The sequence below is a fragment of the Methylosinus sp. H3A genome, from assembly GCF_015709455.1.
In the GTDB taxonomy this organism is placed as follows: Bacteria; Pseudomonadota; Alphaproteobacteria; order Rhizobiales; family Beijerinckiaceae; genus Methylosinus.
The window spans coordinates 4,026,388-4,040,378 of the sequence record NZ_JADNQW010000005.1 but is presented as its reverse complement, the minus strand read 5'-3'; the positions used below and the strand labels follow the sequence as shown (position 1 = coordinate 4,040,378).

The following is a 13,991-nucleotide window of genomic DNA, read 5'->3' as shown; positions in this document are numbered from 1 at the left end:
TTAGAGATATTAATCCATTCAAGGCCATTACACACCACCAAATAGTATGTCGCTCCGGAGCCGCTGTTGACGATAGTCTGGCCGATAGAGAGGCCGGCGTCGCCGTCATGGACGGCCCTCACAATCGCATATGTCGTCGTATAAATGCACACGCCTAGCGATGCTACCGTGTAGGATTCGCCAACATTATGCGACACATTCGGGATCGTAGCCGGAAGGTTATTCCATCTGGTTACGGCCCCCGTTGAGGAATCAAGCAGCGCCCCCGTATAGTTGCCTGTCAGATCGTTGTCGGTCAGGCTCGACCCGAGAGAGTTCGTGTCGTCGAGAATACCATAGCCCTGCTTGTTCGTTAGGCCCTGAAGCTTGAACTGCCCGCAATCGTCACATAGACGCGCCAGATCACCTCATTGTTCGCGCTGCCGATCTGCGTCTTGCCGCATCGGCCCTGGCCGCAACGGAAGGGGCGACTTTCGCTGATCGCGATCTCATAGCCGAGCGTCGCCGCGAGGCAGATGAAATAGGCGATCGATTGCCCGCCCTTGGCGGCGATACGCATGCGCAGGAACAGCTTGCGGCGCTCGACCGTTTGCGTAACGCCGGCGAGGCAAGGGTCCGGCAGGCCGAACTCGCTCTCCCAATCGGCGAGCGCGTCATTCGCCGCATCCTCGGGGCCGGAGAGCGTGCAGGTTGTGGAGGCGAGGGCGAGCTTCCATGTCTTGGCGTAGAGATCGGCGAGCGGATCGGCGACGGCGCGCCAGAAGCGATGCTGATAGCTGTTGTGATCGCCATCGGCGAAAGGAGCGTCAAGACGGCGATGGATAGCGCCACCGAGCTCGCCAAGCTGGATGGCAGAGTCATCGCTTACACGCTTCGGCAGTTATTTAATTCATTGGTGGGCCGGGCAGGAGGCGAAGTGTAGGCGCGTAAATCCTGATAAATCAGATGCTTGATTGTCGTCGCCGTTGGCGATGTTATGCAGATTGTGCCGCACCTGCAAGTGATCATTCTCTCGCATTCATCTCGAAGCCCAGATTTATTTGAAGGGCGCTACATGGCGGGCTGTCTGATGTTACCGCCTCCAGCAAAAATTTTGTCCTGGACAGGGAGGGGACTGAACCCAAGTCGATTTCTGCGTCCCGCCGAGGTTCGGTGCGAAACCGGGCGCTTGGCGGCGATCGCTGTGGCGCAAGACCGCGGACCATCGGCGTGATGATCCGCAGGTCAGCGGCGTCGATCTCCGCCTCACGCTCGCCGCCCTCGGCCGAGACAAGTCGAAGCGCGCCTGCTATCGGCTTCCGCGCCGAACGGCATTGCCGAGCAAACTCGATATCCGCCATGTATTTGTCCATCGCCACCACGCATGCGCCGGCCACCGATCTCGGCTTCCTGCTGATGAAGCATCCCGATCGCGCCCATGACGTCGAGCTGTCCTTCGGACGCGGAACCGCGTTTTTCCCGCAGGCCGATGCGCAACGCTGTGAGGCGGCTCTGATCCTCGACCTCGATCCGGTCGCTCTCGTGCGCGGCGGCGGCGAAGGGGTCGCGGATCAATATGTCAACGACCGTCCCTATGCCGCGTCGTCCTTCCTCTCGGTCGCGCCCCTGCCGGCGCCGCGCGACGGCGATTTGCTGGAGCGCCTCTTCGCGCCGCTCGGCTGGACTGTGGAGGCGCGCCGCATCGAGGAAGCCGACGGCGCTCCGCGCTATGTCGAGCTGCGGCTCACGGGGACACTGCGTCTCGCCGACGCGCTCGGCCATCTCTATGTGCTGATCCCGGCGATGGACGCCGACAAGCATTATTGGGTCGGCGACGACGAGGTGGAGAAACTCGTCGCCAAAGGCGGCGCCTGGCTAGCTGCGCATCCCGAGCGGGAGACGATCGCGCGGCGCTTTTTGAAGAACCGCCGCAGTCTCGCGCGCGCCGCCCTCGCGCGTCTTGCGCCGGAAGCCGAGAATGAGGACGGCCCCGAGGACGAAAAGTCGCCGCCGCGCGAAAAGGGGCTCGAAGCGCCGCTGCGTCTGCACGATCGGCGGCTCGACGCCGTCGTTGGCATGTTGAAGGAGGCGGGCGCAGCGTCGCCGATCTCGGCTGCGGAGAAGGTCGGCTGCTGCAACGGCTGGTCAACGACCGCAGCTTCGAGCGTGTGATCGGTCTTGACGCCTCCACCCGCGCGTTGGAGCGCGCCAGGGAGCGCCTGAAGCTCGATCGCGCCGGAGGCCCTTCGATGGAGCGCGGGAGTCTGCTGCATGGCGCGCTCACCTATCGCGATGCGCGCTGGGCCGATGCCGACGCCGTCGCCCTCGTAGAGGTGATCGAGCATTTGGACGCCGACCGTCTGCCGACGTTGGTCGAGATCGTCTTCGGCGTAGCGCATCCGAAGATCGTGTGCGGATTGAAGTATTCCGACTAAGCCGGCCAGCGTTCCGATTTGATGTCGGTCACCGGCGTCGTGCGTGCGCAGATCGATTTGAATGATGTTGCGCGTCGTGGACGCGGTCAAGCCTGTTCGAGTTTTGCGGGCGCCGAGCGGCGCTTGCGGAGGCTGTCGCCGGAGAGCTCGAGCCGGTAGGCGTTATGGATGACGCGGTCGAGGATGGCGTCGGCGATCGTCGGTATGCCGTGTGATCGAGCCCTTCGACATAGGCTTCGATGCAAGCGACAGCGATGCAGATTTGCTCGACGTGGCGTGACCTCGTAGCGCTTTTTTGCCGCTCTCACGGCGGCGTTGCTGCGGGGCCGCGATACGCTCGATCGGCGGGTCCGCGTGATTTCACCTTCGCTGGCGGGACTGTCAGGAATCTTGTGTGTGGGGCCATAGTAGAACCGCAGGAGGCGGGCTATGGCGATCAAGAAGGGCACATTGGACCAATTGCTGTCGGGACGCGATCCGAAGGAGGTTTTTTCCAAGGATGGCTTGTTCGATGAGCTGAAGAAGGCGCTGGCGGAACGGGTTCTGAACGCGGAGATGGACGACCATCTCGAGAGCGAAGCGGCGGCGGGCAAGGCGAACCACCGCAACGGCTATTCGAAGAAGACCGTGCTGACCGAGACGTCGAAGATCGACATCAGGGTCCCGCGGGACCGGGAGGGGAGCTTCGATCCCAAGCTGATCGCGCGCTATCAGCGCCGCTTTCCCGGCTTCGACGAGAAAATCGTGTCGATGTATGCGCGCGGCATGACGGTGCGCGAGATCCAGGGCCATTTGCTCGAGCTCTACGGCCTGGAAGTCTCGCCCGATCTGATCTCGACAGTCACCGACGCCGTGCTGGAGACCGTCGCCGAATGGCAGAACCGGCCGCTCGAGGCGATGTATCCCTTGGTTTTCTTCGACGCGCTGCGCGTCAAAATCCGCGACGAAGGCCTGGTCCGCAACAAGGCCGTCTATGTGGCGCTCGGCGTCACGCCGGACGGAACGAAGGACATTCTGGGGCTTTGGATCGAGACCTCGGAGGGCGCCAAATTCTGGCTTCGGGTGATGAACGAGCTGAAGAACCGCGGCGTCGGCGACATACTGATCGCCGTGGTCGACGGCCTGAAGGGCTTTCCGGAGGCGATCAATGCGGTGTTTCCGCAGACGACCGTGCAGACCTGCATCGTGCATCTCATTCGAAACTCGATGGAATTCGCCTCATACAAGGACCGCAAGGCGATCGCCGCCGCGCTGAAGACGATCTATCGCGCCCCGACCGCCGAGGCGGCCAAAGAGGCGTTGGAGGCCTTCGACGGCGGCCATTGGGGCAAGAAATATCCGTCGATCGCGCAGGGCTGGCGACGCAATTGGGAGCAGGTCATCCCGTTTTTCGCCTTTCCGATCGCGGTACGGCGGATCATCTACACGACGAACGCCATAGAATCCTTGAACGCGAAGCTGCGGCGCGCCGTGCGGACGAGAGGGCATTTTCCGACTGACGATGCGGCGATGAAGCTCCTCTATCTCGTCTTGCGCCAAGTCGCCGGGGAGTGGAAAATGGCGCCGCGCGAATGGTGCGAGGCGAAAAATCAATTCGCCATCATGTTCGACGATCGCTTCGTCGCGGCGTGATGGAAACCCGGCCCCGCACACAAGATTCCTGACAGTCCCTCGCTGGCCTTTCCCTCCGGGACCGCCATGCTTATTGCATCGCGACTCTTATCCAACGTCGCAGGATCGAGGCCGGTCTGCGGCGAATGTTGCGTTCCGTGATGCGCGCAGACACCATGCAGCTCGCTCCGGTTTTCACAAAGCATGCCCCTCTCGCGAATCCAATCTTCAAACGACCGTGCCGAAAACTTTCCCGATGCCGGCGGTGAGGGCCATCGCCAACGCGCCCCAGAATGTCACTCGAGTCGTCGCGCGCAGAACATCGGCGCCGCCTGCTCTTGCCCCGATGGCGCCTAAAAGCGCGAGGAAGGCCAAGGACGCGACGGACACGATGGGGACAAGCGTGCCGATGGGCGCCACGACGACCATGAGCAAGGGCATGGCGGCGCCTAGCGAAAACGTAGCTGCGGATGTCAGCGCCGCTTGCACCGGACGGGCGGTGGTGATCTCTGAAATGCTGAGCTCATCGCGCGCGTGGGCAGTCAGGGCGTCTTTCGCCATCATTTGCTCGGCGACTCGAAGCGCAAGCTCTCGATCGACACCGCGTGTGACATAGACGTCGGCGAGCTCATCGAGTTCGAACGCGACGTTATCGCTCAGCTCTTTACGTTCACGCTTGAGATCCGCTCGCTCGGTGTCGGATTGCGAGCTGACGGACACATATTCGCCAGCGGCCATCGACATGGCTCCAGCCACCAGTCCAGCGACGCCCGCGATCAAAACATCGTTTCGCGTCGCGGCCGCCGCGGCTACGCCGACGATCAGGCTCGCGGTCGAGACAATCCCATCATTGGCCCCGAGCACTGCTGCTCTCAGCCAACCGATGCGATCGACGAGGTGCTTCTCGGCGTGCAGGCGAAGACGACTCATCGGACACCGTTCGCGCGACGCCTGAGCTGGTGCGAACAAGGCGTCCGTGTGCGCTTTCCATGCACGTTACACCGATGAGTTGCAGCGGTCTCGATCAAAGCTGTCCTGTCAGAAGCAACACGACGACGATGATCAGAATTATGCCGATCACGCCGACGCCGCCGTGACCGTAGCCATAGCCATAGCCGCCGAAACGGCCGCTGAAGCCGCCGAACAAAAAGATGATAAGGAGAATGACGAGTATGAGCCCGATCGACATGAGCTTATCTCCATTTGTGATAGCCAAACTAGAGCGGCGCACTTCAGCGTCGCATTCCTTGCCGAGGCGCTGGGGCGCGATGCTGGTTGGCGAAAGAAGCCCGTATGCGGCCGTCTCGATTCAGCCCGACGGCGAGGGGCTTTTTCCAATATCGAGGTTCGAACGAGCTGCTCGACTCTTTCAAAAACGTAGCGCGGCTGTGCAATCGTTCAATGACGCCACAGCGCCGGCTCGCCCTCTCGGGCCACCGACTTTGCGACAACATGAGGAAATGCATTCAATGAATGCCAAAACCTAATTGCACGCTATCGCTTTTCGGCGGCGTGCGTCGCCGCTCGGAGAAGTGCTATCGCTAGTCGTCATTTGATCCACCCGAGGCCCAGAATTCCCGATACGATCAGAAAGATCGCGACGATGTAGTTGAGGAGCCGAGGGATGATCAGAATGAGAACGCCGGCGAGCAGCGAGACGATCGGCTGGAGGTGCTCGATGCTGATGTTCATGGACCTACTCCCTTAAAGCAATTTTTGGAGATTTTACGAACCGGATCATACCTTGAATTAGGCCGACGGAGCGAAATCGCAATCCGAGATGAATCGATTTCGCTCCGATTGTCAGGCGCCGACAGTGCAAATCGCAAAGGCGAACCTGCAGAGGCGCGTGGCAAAGAGCCGCGCGATGAAGATGCCTGGAAGTCCGTACGCCTCCCTAGTCGACGACGACGCGTCGTTCGCTTAGTTAGATTTTTTTGGCGTCCTTGATCGCGTCCTTTATTGTGTCCTTCGCCTCTCCGACCGCGCTGCGAACTGCGCCTCCGAGCTGATCGGCTTTGCCTTGCAGCTCGAGTTCCTTGTCGCCGAGAACCTTCCCCGCGACTTCTTCGATCTTGCCCTTTATCTTCTGTCCCGCGCCCTTGATGCTTTCCTTGTCCATGACATGATCCCCTGTTGGTTTATGTCCCGTTGGTTTGTCATTAACTAGGGCGCATACGGGAGTTTGACGAGTGGCGCAGTGGGCGCTTTGGCTTGCAGGCCGATCAGATCTCATGGAGCGGGGCCGACAGATCGGCCCGGAACGGGACTGTCAGGAATCTTGTGTGCGGGGCCGGGTTTCCATCACGCCGCGACGAAGCGATCGTCGAACATGATGGCGAATTGATTTTTCGCCTCGCACCATTCGCGCGGCGCCATTTTCCACTCCCCGGCGACTTGGCGCAAGACGAGATAGAGGAGCTTCATCGCCGCATCGTCAGTCGGAAAATGCCCTCTCGTCCGCACGGCGCGCCGCAGCTTCGCGTTCAAGGATTCTATGGCGTTCGTCGTGTAGATGATCCGCCGTACCGCGATCGGAAAGGCGAAAAACGGGATGACCTGCTCCCAATTGCGCCGCCAGCCCTGCGCGATCGACGGATATTTCTTGCCCCAATGGCCGCCGTCGAAGGCCTCCAACGCCTCTTTGGCCGCCTCGGCGGTCGGGGCGCGATAGATCGTCTTCAGCGCGGCGGCGATCGCCTTGCGGTCCTTGTATGAGGCGAATTCCATCGAGTTTCGAATGAGATGCACGATGCAGGTCTGCACGGTCGTCTGCGGAAACACCGCATTGATCGCCTCCGGAAAGCCCTTCAGGCCGTCGACCACGGCGATCAGTATGTCGCCGACGCCGCGGTTCTTCAGCTCGTTCATCACCCGAAGCCAGAATTTGGCGCCCTCCGAGGTCTCGATCCAAAGCCCCAGAATGTCCTTCGTTCCGTCCGGCGTGACGCCGAGCGCCACATAGACGGCCTTGTTGCGGACCAGGCCTTCGTCGCGGATTTTGACGCGCAGCGCGTCGAAGAAAACCAAGGGATACATCGCCTCGAGCGGCCGGTTCTGCCATTCGGCGACGGTCTCCAGCACGGCGTCGGTGACTGTCGAGATCAGATCGGGCGAGACTTCCAGGCCGTAGAGCTCGAGCAAATGGCCCTGGATCTCGCGCACCGTCATGCCGCGCGCATACATCGACACGATTTTCTCGTCGAAGCCGGGAAAGCGGCGCTGATAGCGCGCGATCAGCTTGGGATCGAAGCTCCCCTCCCGGTCCCGCGGGACCCTGATGTCGATCTTCGACGTCTCGGTCAGCACGGTCTTCTTCGAATAGCCGTTGCGGTGGTTCGCCTTGCCCGCCGCCGCTTCGCTCTCGAGATGGTCGTCCATCTCCGCGTTCAGAACCCGTTCCGCCAGCGCCTTCTTCAGCTCATCGAACAAGCCATCCTTGGAAAAAACCTCCTTCGGATCGCGTCCCGACAGCAATTGGTCCAATGTGCCCTTCTTGATCGCCATAGCCCGCCTCCTGCGGTTCTACTATGGCCCCACACACAAGATTCCTGACAGTCCCGGCAAAAATGCTTCAAGATCATGCGGCGTTCGACGAAATCAGGCGAACTTGGAGCGGACAAGTTCGGAAGACTGTGTTATCCATGCGGATCGGCCCAGTCGCCTCGGGCGCGGCGGTTCTCGAAGACCCAGCTCTGGTAGCGACAATTCGCAGCCAACATCGAAAGACCCTCGGCATTGAGATGGAGGCATATGGAGTGATGGTCGCCGCGGATGAAAGCCCGTTGCCCCAAGTGACGGCGCTCGCAATCAAGTCGGTGTGCGATTTCGCTGATCCAAGAAAGAACAACGAGCATCAAAAATACGCTGCTTACACGAGCGCCTCCGCGCTGCGCGTTTTCGCAGAGCGTTACCTGTAGGCGGGTCTTGCCATCAGGGCGGGGCCGATAATGTTGCCTGTCGCTAGACAACAAACAGGAAGCACATTGGTGCTCCGAATTTCGTCGCTTCTGAGGAAGGTGAGGCCGACGAGTCGCTCGAGGATCGAGCCGCGATGGCGGTCTCTTTGGCCATCTGCCCTAGCCGCGCCGCAAGAAGCGATGACAGGTCGGGACTTGGCACCAGGTCATGCGCGGCGAACCACTCCAAGACCGCCTGCGCGGGCTTAGGCCGCATCAGCTCGGAGACGACGTTGGTGTCCAGCAGGATGATGGCCTCGTTCATGAGAACGATGGCGGTTCGCGCATCGGGCCGCGCGCGGGAAGCTCCAACTCCACGCCGCCGATAGCGGCGAAGCGGGCGTGAATAGCCTGGCCGAGATTCTTCGGCGCGATGACGCTGCCGATCGCGCGGCGCAGGATTTCCCGTGCTTCTTCTTCCATGGAGCGGCCATGTTCAGCCGCACGCATGCGTAAGCGGCGCTTCAAATCGTCGTCCAGATTGCGGATTGTGATGCTTGCCACGACAGCCTCCAGAATGGCGTCGCCAGCAAAATAGGCAATGATTGCACTGCAATCAAGTTTGGCGTTGCCGGACGGATCGCGCGACGTGAATTTCGCGGGACGCTTCACGTGGGCCTTTTCCGGCCTCGCCGGCAAGGGGAACGAAGCAAAAGCTCCGTCCGCCCAACGATCCTTGATAGGGAGCGTTGCGGCTGTGGCGGAACAGTCGAAATTGCACGGATGTGTTCGGCACAGCAAGCGTCAGTGACGTCTCGTCGGCGGCGATGATATCGACTTCGAGCGCCTCTCCAGGGCGGTCTATGTCAGTGAGAGTTATTCGTCTTTCCACGACAGATGCTCCCAAACAAAATCCTTGAAATGTGATCGACGTCAATCGTGCTGCTGGTCAGGAAACGTCGGCTCCTGATGGCGCAAGCGCAATGCGCCGCCGTAGCCGGCGCACCGAGACTGCGATCGACTAATTGTCCGTCCGCCGCAACCTCACATTTTCCAACGCCTCTCGTATCATTTCGTCGACCGCGAAGCGGACATTGCTCTCGAGCGCGTCGAGTCCGTCTCTGCCGATCAGATAGAGAGCGTCGTCGACATGCGATTCGAGGAAGTAGCGGGAGATGATCGGCTGGTCGTAACCTGCGCCTTTCGATCTCGCTCTGATGCTCGCCATCGCAGCGTCACGCAGCGCGCGAGCGAACTGCTCGCGCGTGCTCAACAAAATCGTCGCCAAAGAGACGGCGTGACCCAGATGCTTCTCACGCATATTCGGACTCTCGGTCGTTTACGGACTCGCCCCCTCTGCCGCGCCGGCGCTTCCCTTCCTCGAACCGGCGGCTACCGTTTGTAGAGTATACTCCGTAGATAAATACTCTTCAAGCTGGCTGGTTCTCGTCATGGAAATGCGAGAGACGCTGGCGCGCAATCTGAGGAAATATCGACGGGCGCAACGCCTGTCGCAGGAGGAACTCGGCCATCGGGCGGAGCTCGACCGCACCTATATCAGCTCGATCGAACGCTGCGTCTATTCAGCGACGGTCGACGTCGTCGGCCGCCTCGCCGACGCTCTCGGAATCCCGGCGCTCGAGCTTTTGAGGCCTGCGAGCGAAATCGCGGTAACGAAATCGTCCGCGACATCGGCCGAAGGCGCCAGCACGAAAGCGCAAGTCAAGAAAGGCGCAAAGCCAGCTCGCAAAAGCGAGAGGCCGGCGCAAAGGGCAGCTCGAAGGAAGCCGGGTCCATAGCCGAGCGACCATGGACCCGAGCATGAGGATCACATCGGCAAGACGGCCGCTTCCGGCGACGTCAGCCGGGCGATATCCGCGAGCGCCGAGCGCAGTTCCGGCCAGGGAAACTCCGCATCTGTCGGGCTCGGCTCGCCGAGCTGAATGAGGATGGCGAGCTTGGCCGCGACGCCCGGCAGGCTGGCGGCTTTCGTCTTCGGGACCGAAGCCACAAAATCGCGCTCCTTGCCGAGAGCGGCCCGGAGTTCCGCGTCGACGGCGTCGAAACCGAGCGCCGCCGCCGCCTCGTCCCATCGCTTTTGCTGTTCGTCGAGCGCGGCGATCAGCGCTTCTTTCTCGATCGCCGGCTCGTTCGCGACCAGCTCCTCGATCTCGTCGACCGATTGAGCGATTTTCGGCTCCTCCTCGCCGGAAAGGCGGATCGTGACCTCGGGGATGCCGACCGAGTGAATGAGCCTCTTCTCGATGCGCTGCCACTGGCGCGTCAGCGCGACGACCTCAGTGTGATTGGCTTGCCAGTTACGCCAGAGCTGCAACGCGGGGTCGGACGGCGCCCCTTCCGTCCTCTTCCCGGACGGCAAGGCGCCGGTTCCTCGCAAAATGGCGCGCCAGCTAACGGCGGGCGGAGTCGTGCTATCTTCAGAATCAGCCATGATCCAGGCTCCTAGAAAGCGTGGGTTGTGGTCAGGCCGGGCGGGATGTTCCACCATCCCGTTCGGCCGCTGCTCATGAAATTGCAGTCGGGAGAAGGTAAGCCGACTAGAACGTTTTAGCAACGCATATTGGAAGCGGGTAGTGGGTCAGTTTGAATTTCTGCTTTCGGCCCCAAGCGACAAATCCTCCATCGCCAGGACATTCGCTTCGGCTGCGGCGACAAAGTCCGCGTCGTGTGAGGCGAAGAGGATCGTCTTCTCTCGGGAGCATCGACAAATAAGCTCCGCGAGAAGGTCCCGCGAGTCGAGATCGAGGCCGTTGCTCGGCTCGTCGAGCAAAAGGACGTCTGGTTCTCCAATCCAGGCCGCACACAGAACTAACTTCTTTTGCGATCCCAGAGACAGGTGGGAAAAGCGGACGCCCATGAAGGGGCGCAGCCCGAACTCATCGATCAATCCGACGACATATGCGTCGAGCGGGCGCTTTTTCGCCATGGAAACGAATTCGAGCAGGTCTGAGCCTGTCAGGAATGGATAGATCGGGCTCTCGTCCGGCGCGTAGGAAAGGCGCTGGCGCGCCCGCAGCGGCGCTTCGCGCATTCCGACGCCGGCGATGCGGATGTCGCCGGCGTCCGGCTCCTCCGCTCCGGCGAGCAGGCGCAACAATGTGGATTTCCCGCAGCCGTTCGGACCTTGCAGCGCCCAGGCTCCAGTCGAGAGCTGAAAGCCGATTTCTCGCAGGACCGGCCGCCCGTTGTAGGATTTGCGCAACCCTTCGCATCTCAACATCAGAACCGCTTCCTTCAATGGGCGATGGCCGCGATCGCCGCGCCCGACCACGCGGTCGTCAAAAACACCAAATAGAGAATGGCCCGCCGCCCGCCAAAAACAACGGGGAGCCGGACCGCCGCGAGCAACGCCAGAAAAGCCGCCGAAAGAGCGGTGAGAACAGGCACGGCGGCGACTTCGTGTGTGATCGCGGGCGGCAGCAGAATGGCCAGCGGCGGCAATCCGAGCAAACACACCAGCAAAGTGTCGCCGATCGCCCAGAATCCGGCCCGCAGGGGCAGCGTCGCGGAATAGAGCGTCATCGATGTGTGAGCCATGCGCAGCGTGCGGTAGAATCCGCTGAGGGCAATGGCGACAAACGCCATTGCGACCACGACCGTCGTCGCGGAGCGGGAATCGTAGTCGAAGGCCTGGAGCAGAAAATCGACAAAGGCCGCCACGCCCAGCGCCGCGCAAAAACGCAGGACCGAGCCGATGGGCGTCTCGACCAGAGCCTTGAGCTGAATCCGCAGAGCAATGGGTGTTTTTAGCGCCCGGCCGGTTGTCCGTGATTTTAGCGGCGCCTTCATTGATTTTATCGCGGTGGCCGATCGTGACTCGGCAAAGCCCGCCGCCGCCAGCGCCGGAGCGGCGAAAAGCAGCGCCCACTGAAGCGGCCCGCCGAAGACGGTCAGAGACAGAGCCAGCGGGAGATTCGCCGCGAGGGCCGCCATCATTGCCACGGCGTTTCGTTCGAGCAGCGCCAGTTGCGCCGACAGGAACAGCGCTAAGAGCGACAAAAGAGCAGCGATTCTAAACGCGCCGGGATACGGGCTCGCGGCTGGCGGGAGCGCCGCCGCCAGCGCGAAAAGAATCAGCCAGAGATTGTCGGCGGCGGCCAGAACAAGAAGATTGACGGCGCGCCGCGTGCCGGCCGAAAGCGGCATCGTGCGTGCGTAGGACGTAAATCCCCCGCCGCCAATCGCGTTTCGCTGCACGCCGGCCCATGCCAATCCCGCCGCTTGGACAACTAGCGGAAACACGATGCGCCACCAGAACCCTTGGTCGCGGGCGAAGAGATCGTTCAACAGCGCCGATAGCCCGAGCAGAAACGTCATGTCCCATGGGATCACCGTTCCGGCGACAAAGCACCACAGCCAATTCCGCAACAGGACGTCGCCGGTCGCTTTCGCGTACCAGCGCAACCGCATGCATGCGAACATAGGAATTGGGGACCGCATGCCCGCTCCGGGTTGTGACATTCGCCGCCCCGCCAAATCGCGGGCGAGTTTTCCACGAAATTGTGAATGAACGTCAGCGCGCGCCACTGCCCGGACTGCGCCAGCCCGACGGATGTTTTCATGGTTTGCTTGATCGTTGTACAGACTCATTTTGGGTCCGCAACCAGAATTTCAAACTGACCCACCACCTGGAAGCGCGAAGTCCATAGCGTCGCACAGCGGAGCGGTCGGGCTGTTCGGGACGGCGCATCGATTGGGGAGGAATCGGGTCCGTTCGTCAAAAAAACCCATAGCTTGCAAAGCGATAGCCGTTCGACTGGCGGCCTTGAAAAGGCCATTTAATTTCAATGAAATAGAGAGCGTTAGAACGGCTGATGGCGTCCCTGTCGTCTGCTATCCGATTCTGGAAATAAGCTTGTGAACCCGGGCTTTTCAGGTGAATTCGGAGCTTCGAGATCTGAAATGGGCTCTTGTCGCCTCGCGGCATCGAAGCCTTCGGCAAGCGGCGGAGACGCTGAACACGCGTCAATCCACCCTCAGTCGTCGATTGCACGATCTCGAATGCGAGCTCGGCGTGGACTTGTTCGAGCGCACGACCGGCGGAACGAAGCTAACGCCGATCGGTCGCGAATTTCTGGATTTGGCGCGGCCCATTGTCGACGAAGCGGTTAGCTGCCCACCGCGCGCCCGAAGTCCCGATAGGGCCGCGCCCGAAGTCCCGATACCATGTGCGCCCGAAGTCCCGAGTGTTTCCACAGACCTATCCACAGGGGCTGTGGATAAGTCGCTCGGCAGGATGTGTAGGAGCTCGCGCTGGCCGTCGCGCTCGATCCGCAGACGATAACCGGGCAGCGATTGCTGGCACACGATGAGTCGGACGTCGATCGCGAAATCCCTGAGCCTCGCGAGGCTGCCGGATTTTTGATGAAGATGCGGGATGTCGAAGGTCCAGCCCTGCCTCTGCCGGCCGGCGTGCTTGCGGGCCACGCGATAGAGCCAGCGCTCGACGCCGCCTGTCAGCCGGAAATAGGCAGGGTCGATGGCGAGCACGAGCGAGCGGTCGACGACGCCGCGGTAGAACCATTCCGGGAGGACGAATTCCATGCCTTCGACGCGGCCGTCGCGCGTCACGCATTCTTCCCATTCGTTGATCCAGGAGAACTGGCTTCGACGCCAGTGCTCGCCGTTGCGAATGGTGGTGCAGATGGCCGTCGATTGCAGGCGGGTGAGCGCGCCCTTCAGCAGTTTGTAGTCGCGCGCGCCGGTCGCCCGTCCGACCGCCTTGAGGAGCTGATAGGGCGTGAAGCGCAGGAATCGGGACGTCGTGAGGCCCAGATTCTCGGCTTCGACGATCCGGCTCGCCGCCCAGATCAGCACATCGGCATCCCATATGGTCGCCATGCCGTGCTCGGGCATGGCGAAGACTTCAACGCGCGCGCCGGCCGCCTCGTAGAGGATCGGCGCCGTGCGCTTCGCCTTGGCGAGCGAGAAGAATGGCCGCTCCATGAGATCGCGCTGATCGCGAGGGGATGCGTCCCCCGTCGCGATGACGAAGGGGTGGAGCCGGCTTCGCTCGTTCGAGATGACGGGGAGGCGGCGCGACATG

20 protein-coding genes and 2 pseudogenes are annotated in these 13,991 nt (G+C 61.5%); 7 read left to right on the top strand and 15 right to left on the bottom strand.

The window, feature by feature from the left end; genetic code table 11:
* Window positions 1-352 precede the first annotated feature (352 nt).
* Window positions 353-622, bottom strand: coding sequence for a putative phage tail protein (locus tag IY145_RS25910; protein ID WP_246722397.1), 270 nt, complete (start codon window positions 620-622; stop codon window positions 353-355).
* Between IY145_RS25910 and IY145_RS25905 the strand changes: the two genes are divergently transcribed.
* Window positions 533-922, top strand: a complete 390-nt coding sequence (locus IY145_RS25905; protein ID WP_246722146.1) for a hypothetical protein — start codon at window positions 533-535, stop codon at window positions 920-922. The two genes, IY145_RS25910 and IY145_RS25905, sit on opposite strands and share 90 nt — an antisense overlap.
* Before the next feature lie 82 nt (window positions 923-1,004).
* Here IY145_RS25905 and IY145_RS21670 read toward each other — a convergent pair whose 3' ends face one another.
* On the bottom strand, window positions 1,005-1,340 hold the full coding sequence (locus IY145_RS21670) for a hypothetical protein (protein ID WP_196410086.1): 336 nt from the start codon (window positions 1,338-1,340) through the stop codon (window positions 1,005-1,007).
* Here IY145_RS21670 and IY145_RS21665 point away from each other — a divergent pair.
* Together IY145_RS21665 and IY145_RS25900 are read left to right on the top strand one after the other, a co-directional pair.
* On the top strand, window positions 1,339-2,151 hold the full coding sequence (locus tag IY145_RS21665; protein ID WP_246722145.1) for a hypothetical protein: 813 nt from the start codon (window positions 1,339-1,341) through the stop codon (window positions 2,149-2,151). The two genes, IY145_RS21670 and IY145_RS21665, sit on opposite strands and share 2 nt — an antisense overlap.
* Window positions 2,109-2,414 (top strand): methyltransferase domain-containing protein, encoded by a 306-nt coding sequence (locus tag IY145_RS25900; RefSeq protein ID WP_312030645.1) that lies wholly within the window; start codon window positions 2,109-2,111, stop codon window positions 2,412-2,414. Before IY145_RS21665 ends, IY145_RS25900 begins: the two co-directional genes overlap by 43 nt.
* 86 nt (window positions 2,415-2,500) lie before the next feature.
* Here the strand turns inward: IY145_RS25900 and IY145_RS25365 are convergent.
* Window positions 2,501-2,623: pseudogene (locus IY145_RS25365) on the bottom strand (ATP-binding protein); the annotation flags it as partial.
* A gap of 220 nt (window positions 2,624-2,843) precedes the next feature.
* On the opposite strand from IY145_RS25365, the gene IY145_RS21660 reads away from it, so the two are divergent.
* A complete protein-coding gene (locus IY145_RS21660; RefSeq protein ID WP_196406404.1) occupies window positions 2,844-4,046 on the top strand; it encodes an IS256 family transposase in 1,203 nt (400 codons plus the stop codon).
* A 207-nt stretch (window positions 4,047-4,253) separates the two neighbouring features.
* On the opposite strand, the gene IY145_RS21655 is transcribed toward IY145_RS21660, so the two are convergent.
* The 5 genes from IY145_RS21655 to IY145_RS21635 all read right to left on the bottom strand — a co-directional run bounded on the left by IY145_RS21655 (window position 4,254) and on the right by IY145_RS21635 (window position 7,532).
* Window positions 4,254-4,955: a VIT family protein gene (locus tag IY145_RS21655; protein WP_196410085.1), complete on the bottom strand. Its 702-nt coding sequence runs from the start codon at window positions 4,953-4,955 to the stop codon at window positions 4,254-4,256.
* A 94-nt stretch (window positions 4,956-5,049) separates the two neighbouring features.
* Window positions 5,050-5,214 (bottom strand): DUF3309 family protein, encoded by a 165-nt coding sequence (locus IY145_RS21650; protein ID WP_196410084.1) that lies wholly within the window; start codon window positions 5,212-5,214, stop codon window positions 5,050-5,052.
* Window positions 5,215-5,573: 359 nt separating this feature from the next.
* The gene (locus tag IY145_RS21645; RefSeq protein ID WP_083967044.1) at window positions 5,574-5,717 is read right to left on the bottom strand and encodes a DUF3096 domain-containing protein; all 144 of its coding nucleotides are present in this window, start codon (window positions 5,715-5,717) and stop codon (window positions 5,574-5,576) included.
* A 235-nt stretch (window positions 5,718-5,952) separates the two neighbouring features.
* Entirely contained in the window at window positions 5,953-6,147 is a 195-nt protein-coding gene (locus tag IY145_RS21640; protein WP_196410083.1) for a CsbD family protein, read from the bottom strand.
* A 182-nt stretch (window positions 6,148-6,329) separates the two neighbouring features.
* On the bottom strand, window positions 6,330-7,532 hold the full coding sequence (locus IY145_RS21635; protein ID WP_196406404.1) for an IS256 family transposase: 1,203 nt from the start codon (window positions 7,530-7,532) through the stop codon (window positions 6,330-6,332).
* Window positions 7,533-7,594: 62 nt separating this feature from the next.
* On the opposite strand from IY145_RS21635, the gene IY145_RS21630 reads away from it, so the two are divergent.
* Entirely contained in the window at window positions 7,595-7,945 is a 351-nt protein-coding gene (locus tag IY145_RS21630; protein ID WP_196410082.1) for a hypothetical protein, read from the top strand.
* Window positions 7,946-7,988: 43 nt separating this feature from the next.
* Here IY145_RS21630 and IY145_RS25360 read toward each other — a convergent pair whose 3' ends face one another.
* From IY145_RS25360 to IY145_RS21615, 3 genes are all read right to left on the bottom strand, one after another.
* Window positions 7,989-8,249, bottom strand: coding sequence for a hypothetical protein (locus tag IY145_RS25360; protein ID WP_210332711.1), 261 nt, complete (start codon window positions 8,247-8,249; stop codon window positions 7,989-7,991).
* Entirely contained in the window at window positions 8,246-8,488 is a 243-nt protein-coding gene (locus IY145_RS21620) for a FitA-like ribbon-helix-helix domain-containing protein (RefSeq protein WP_196410663.1), read from the bottom strand. The genes IY145_RS25360 and IY145_RS21620 overlap by 4 nt, the downstream gene beginning before the upstream one ends.
* Before the next feature lie 457 nt (window positions 8,489-8,945).
* Window positions 8,946-9,245 carry a hypothetical protein gene (locus tag IY145_RS21615; RefSeq protein WP_196410081.1) on the bottom strand — a complete coding sequence of 100 codons (300 nt, stop codon included), beginning with the start codon at window positions 9,243-9,245 and terminating at the stop codon, window positions 8,946-8,948.
* Between the two features lie 130 nt (window positions 9,246-9,375).
* Here IY145_RS21615 and IY145_RS21610 point away from each other — a divergent pair, with 130 nt between their 5' ends.
* Window positions 9,376-9,723 (top strand): helix-turn-helix domain-containing protein, encoded by a 348-nt coding sequence (locus IY145_RS21610; protein ID WP_196410080.1) that lies wholly within the window; start codon window positions 9,376-9,378, stop codon window positions 9,721-9,723.
* A 29-nt stretch (window positions 9,724-9,752) separates the two neighbouring features.
* Here the strand turns inward: IY145_RS21610 and IY145_RS21605 are convergent, their stop codons facing one another.
* The 3 genes from IY145_RS21605 to IY145_RS21595 form a co-directional block, all read right to left on the bottom strand.
* Window positions 9,753-10,376 carry a hypothetical protein gene (locus IY145_RS21605; RefSeq protein ID WP_196410079.1) on the bottom strand — a complete coding sequence of 208 codons (624 nt, stop codon included), beginning with the start codon at window positions 10,374-10,376 and terminating at the stop codon, window positions 9,753-9,755.
* A 147-nt stretch (window positions 10,377-10,523) separates the two neighbouring features.
* Window positions 10,524-11,165: an ABC transporter ATP-binding protein gene (locus IY145_RS21600; RefSeq protein ID WP_196410078.1), complete on the bottom strand. Its 642-nt coding sequence runs from the start codon at window positions 11,163-11,165 to the stop codon at window positions 10,524-10,526.
* Between the two features lie 14 nt (window positions 11,166-11,179).
* A complete protein-coding gene (locus IY145_RS21595; protein ID WP_196410077.1) occupies window positions 11,180-12,262 on the bottom strand; it encodes a hypothetical protein in 1,083 nt (360 codons plus the stop codon).
* A gap of 559 nt (window positions 12,263-12,821) precedes the next feature.
* Here IY145_RS21595 and IY145_RS25895 point away from each other — a divergent pair.
* Window positions 12,822-12,953: pseudogene (locus tag IY145_RS25895) on the top strand (LysR family transcriptional regulator); the annotation flags it as partial.
* On the opposite strand, the gene IY145_RS21585 reads toward IY145_RS25895, so the two are convergent.
* On the bottom strand, window positions 12,911-13,990 hold the full coding sequence (locus IY145_RS21585) for a replication initiator protein A (RefSeq protein WP_246722144.1): 1,080 nt from the start codon (window positions 13,988-13,990) through the stop codon (window positions 12,911-12,913). The pseudogene IY145_RS25895 and the gene IY145_RS21585 overlap by 43 nt on opposite strands.
* Window position 13,991 lies beyond the last annotated feature (1 nt).

What these genes read in the sequence shown, in the direction of transcription:
- IY145_RS21600 (WP_196410078.1), bottom strand. Translation starts at nt 11,165, where the DNA reads ATGTTGAGATGCGAAGGGTTGCGCAAATCCTACAACGGGCGGCCGGTC.
- IY145_RS21660 (WP_196406404.1), top strand. Translation starts at nt 2,844, where the DNA reads ATGGCGATCAAGAAGGGCACATTGGACCAATTGCTGTCGGGACGCGAT.
- IY145_RS21670 (WP_196410086.1), bottom strand. Translation starts at nt 1,340, where the DNA reads ATGGCGGATATCGAGTTTGCTCGGCAATGCCGTTCGGCGCGGAAGCCG.
- IY145_RS21605 (WP_196410079.1), bottom strand. Translation starts at nt 10,376, where the DNA reads ATGGCTGATTCTGAAGATAGCACGACTCCGCCCGCCGTTAGCTGGCGC.
- IY145_RS21585 (WP_246722144.1), bottom strand. Translation starts at nt 13,990, where the DNA reads ATGTCGCGCCGCCTCCCCGTCATCTCGAACGAGCGAAGCCGGCTCCAC.
- IY145_RS21610 (WP_196410080.1), top strand. Translation starts at nt 9,376, where the DNA reads ATGGAAATGCGAGAGACGCTGGCGCGCAATCTGAGGAAATATCGACGG.
- IY145_RS21655 (WP_196410085.1), bottom strand. Translation starts at nt 4,955, where the DNA reads ATGAGTCGTCTTCGCCTGCACGCCGAGAAGCACCTCGTCGATCGCATC.
- IY145_RS21665 (WP_246722145.1), top strand. Translation starts at nt 1,339, where the DNA reads ATGTATTTGTCCATCGCCACCACGCATGCGCCGGCCACCGATCTCGGC.
- IY145_RS21640 (WP_196410083.1), bottom strand. Translation starts at nt 6,147, where the DNA reads ATGGACAAGGAAAGCATCAAGGGCGCGGGACAGAAGATAAAGGGCAAG.
- IY145_RS21645 (WP_083967044.1), bottom strand. Translation starts at nt 5,717, where the DNA reads ATGAACATCAGCATCGAGCACCTCCAGCCGATCGTCTCGCTGCTCGCC.
- IY145_RS21630 (WP_196410082.1), top strand. Translation starts at nt 7,595, where the DNA reads ATGCTTCAAGATCATGCGGCGTTCGACGAAATCAGGCGAACTTGGAGC.
- IY145_RS21650 (WP_196410084.1), bottom strand. Translation starts at nt 5,214, where the DNA reads ATGTCGATCGGGCTCATACTCGTCATTCTCCTTATCATCTTTTTGTTC.
- IY145_RS25360 (WP_210332711.1), bottom strand. Translation starts at nt 8,249, where the DNA reads ATGAACGAGGCCATCATCCTGCTGGACACCAACGTCGTCTCCGAGCTG.
- IY145_RS21595 (WP_196410077.1), bottom strand. Translation starts at nt 12,262, where the DNA reads ATGACGTTTCTGCTCGGGCTATCGGCGCTGTTGAACGATCTCTTCGCC.
- IY145_RS21615 (WP_196410081.1), bottom strand. Translation starts at nt 9,245, where the DNA reads ATGCGTGAGAAGCATCTGGGTCACGCCGTCTCTTTGGCGACGATTTTG.
- IY145_RS21635 (WP_196406404.1), bottom strand. Translation starts at nt 7,532, where the DNA reads ATGGCGATCAAGAAGGGCACATTGGACCAATTGCTGTCGGGACGCGAT.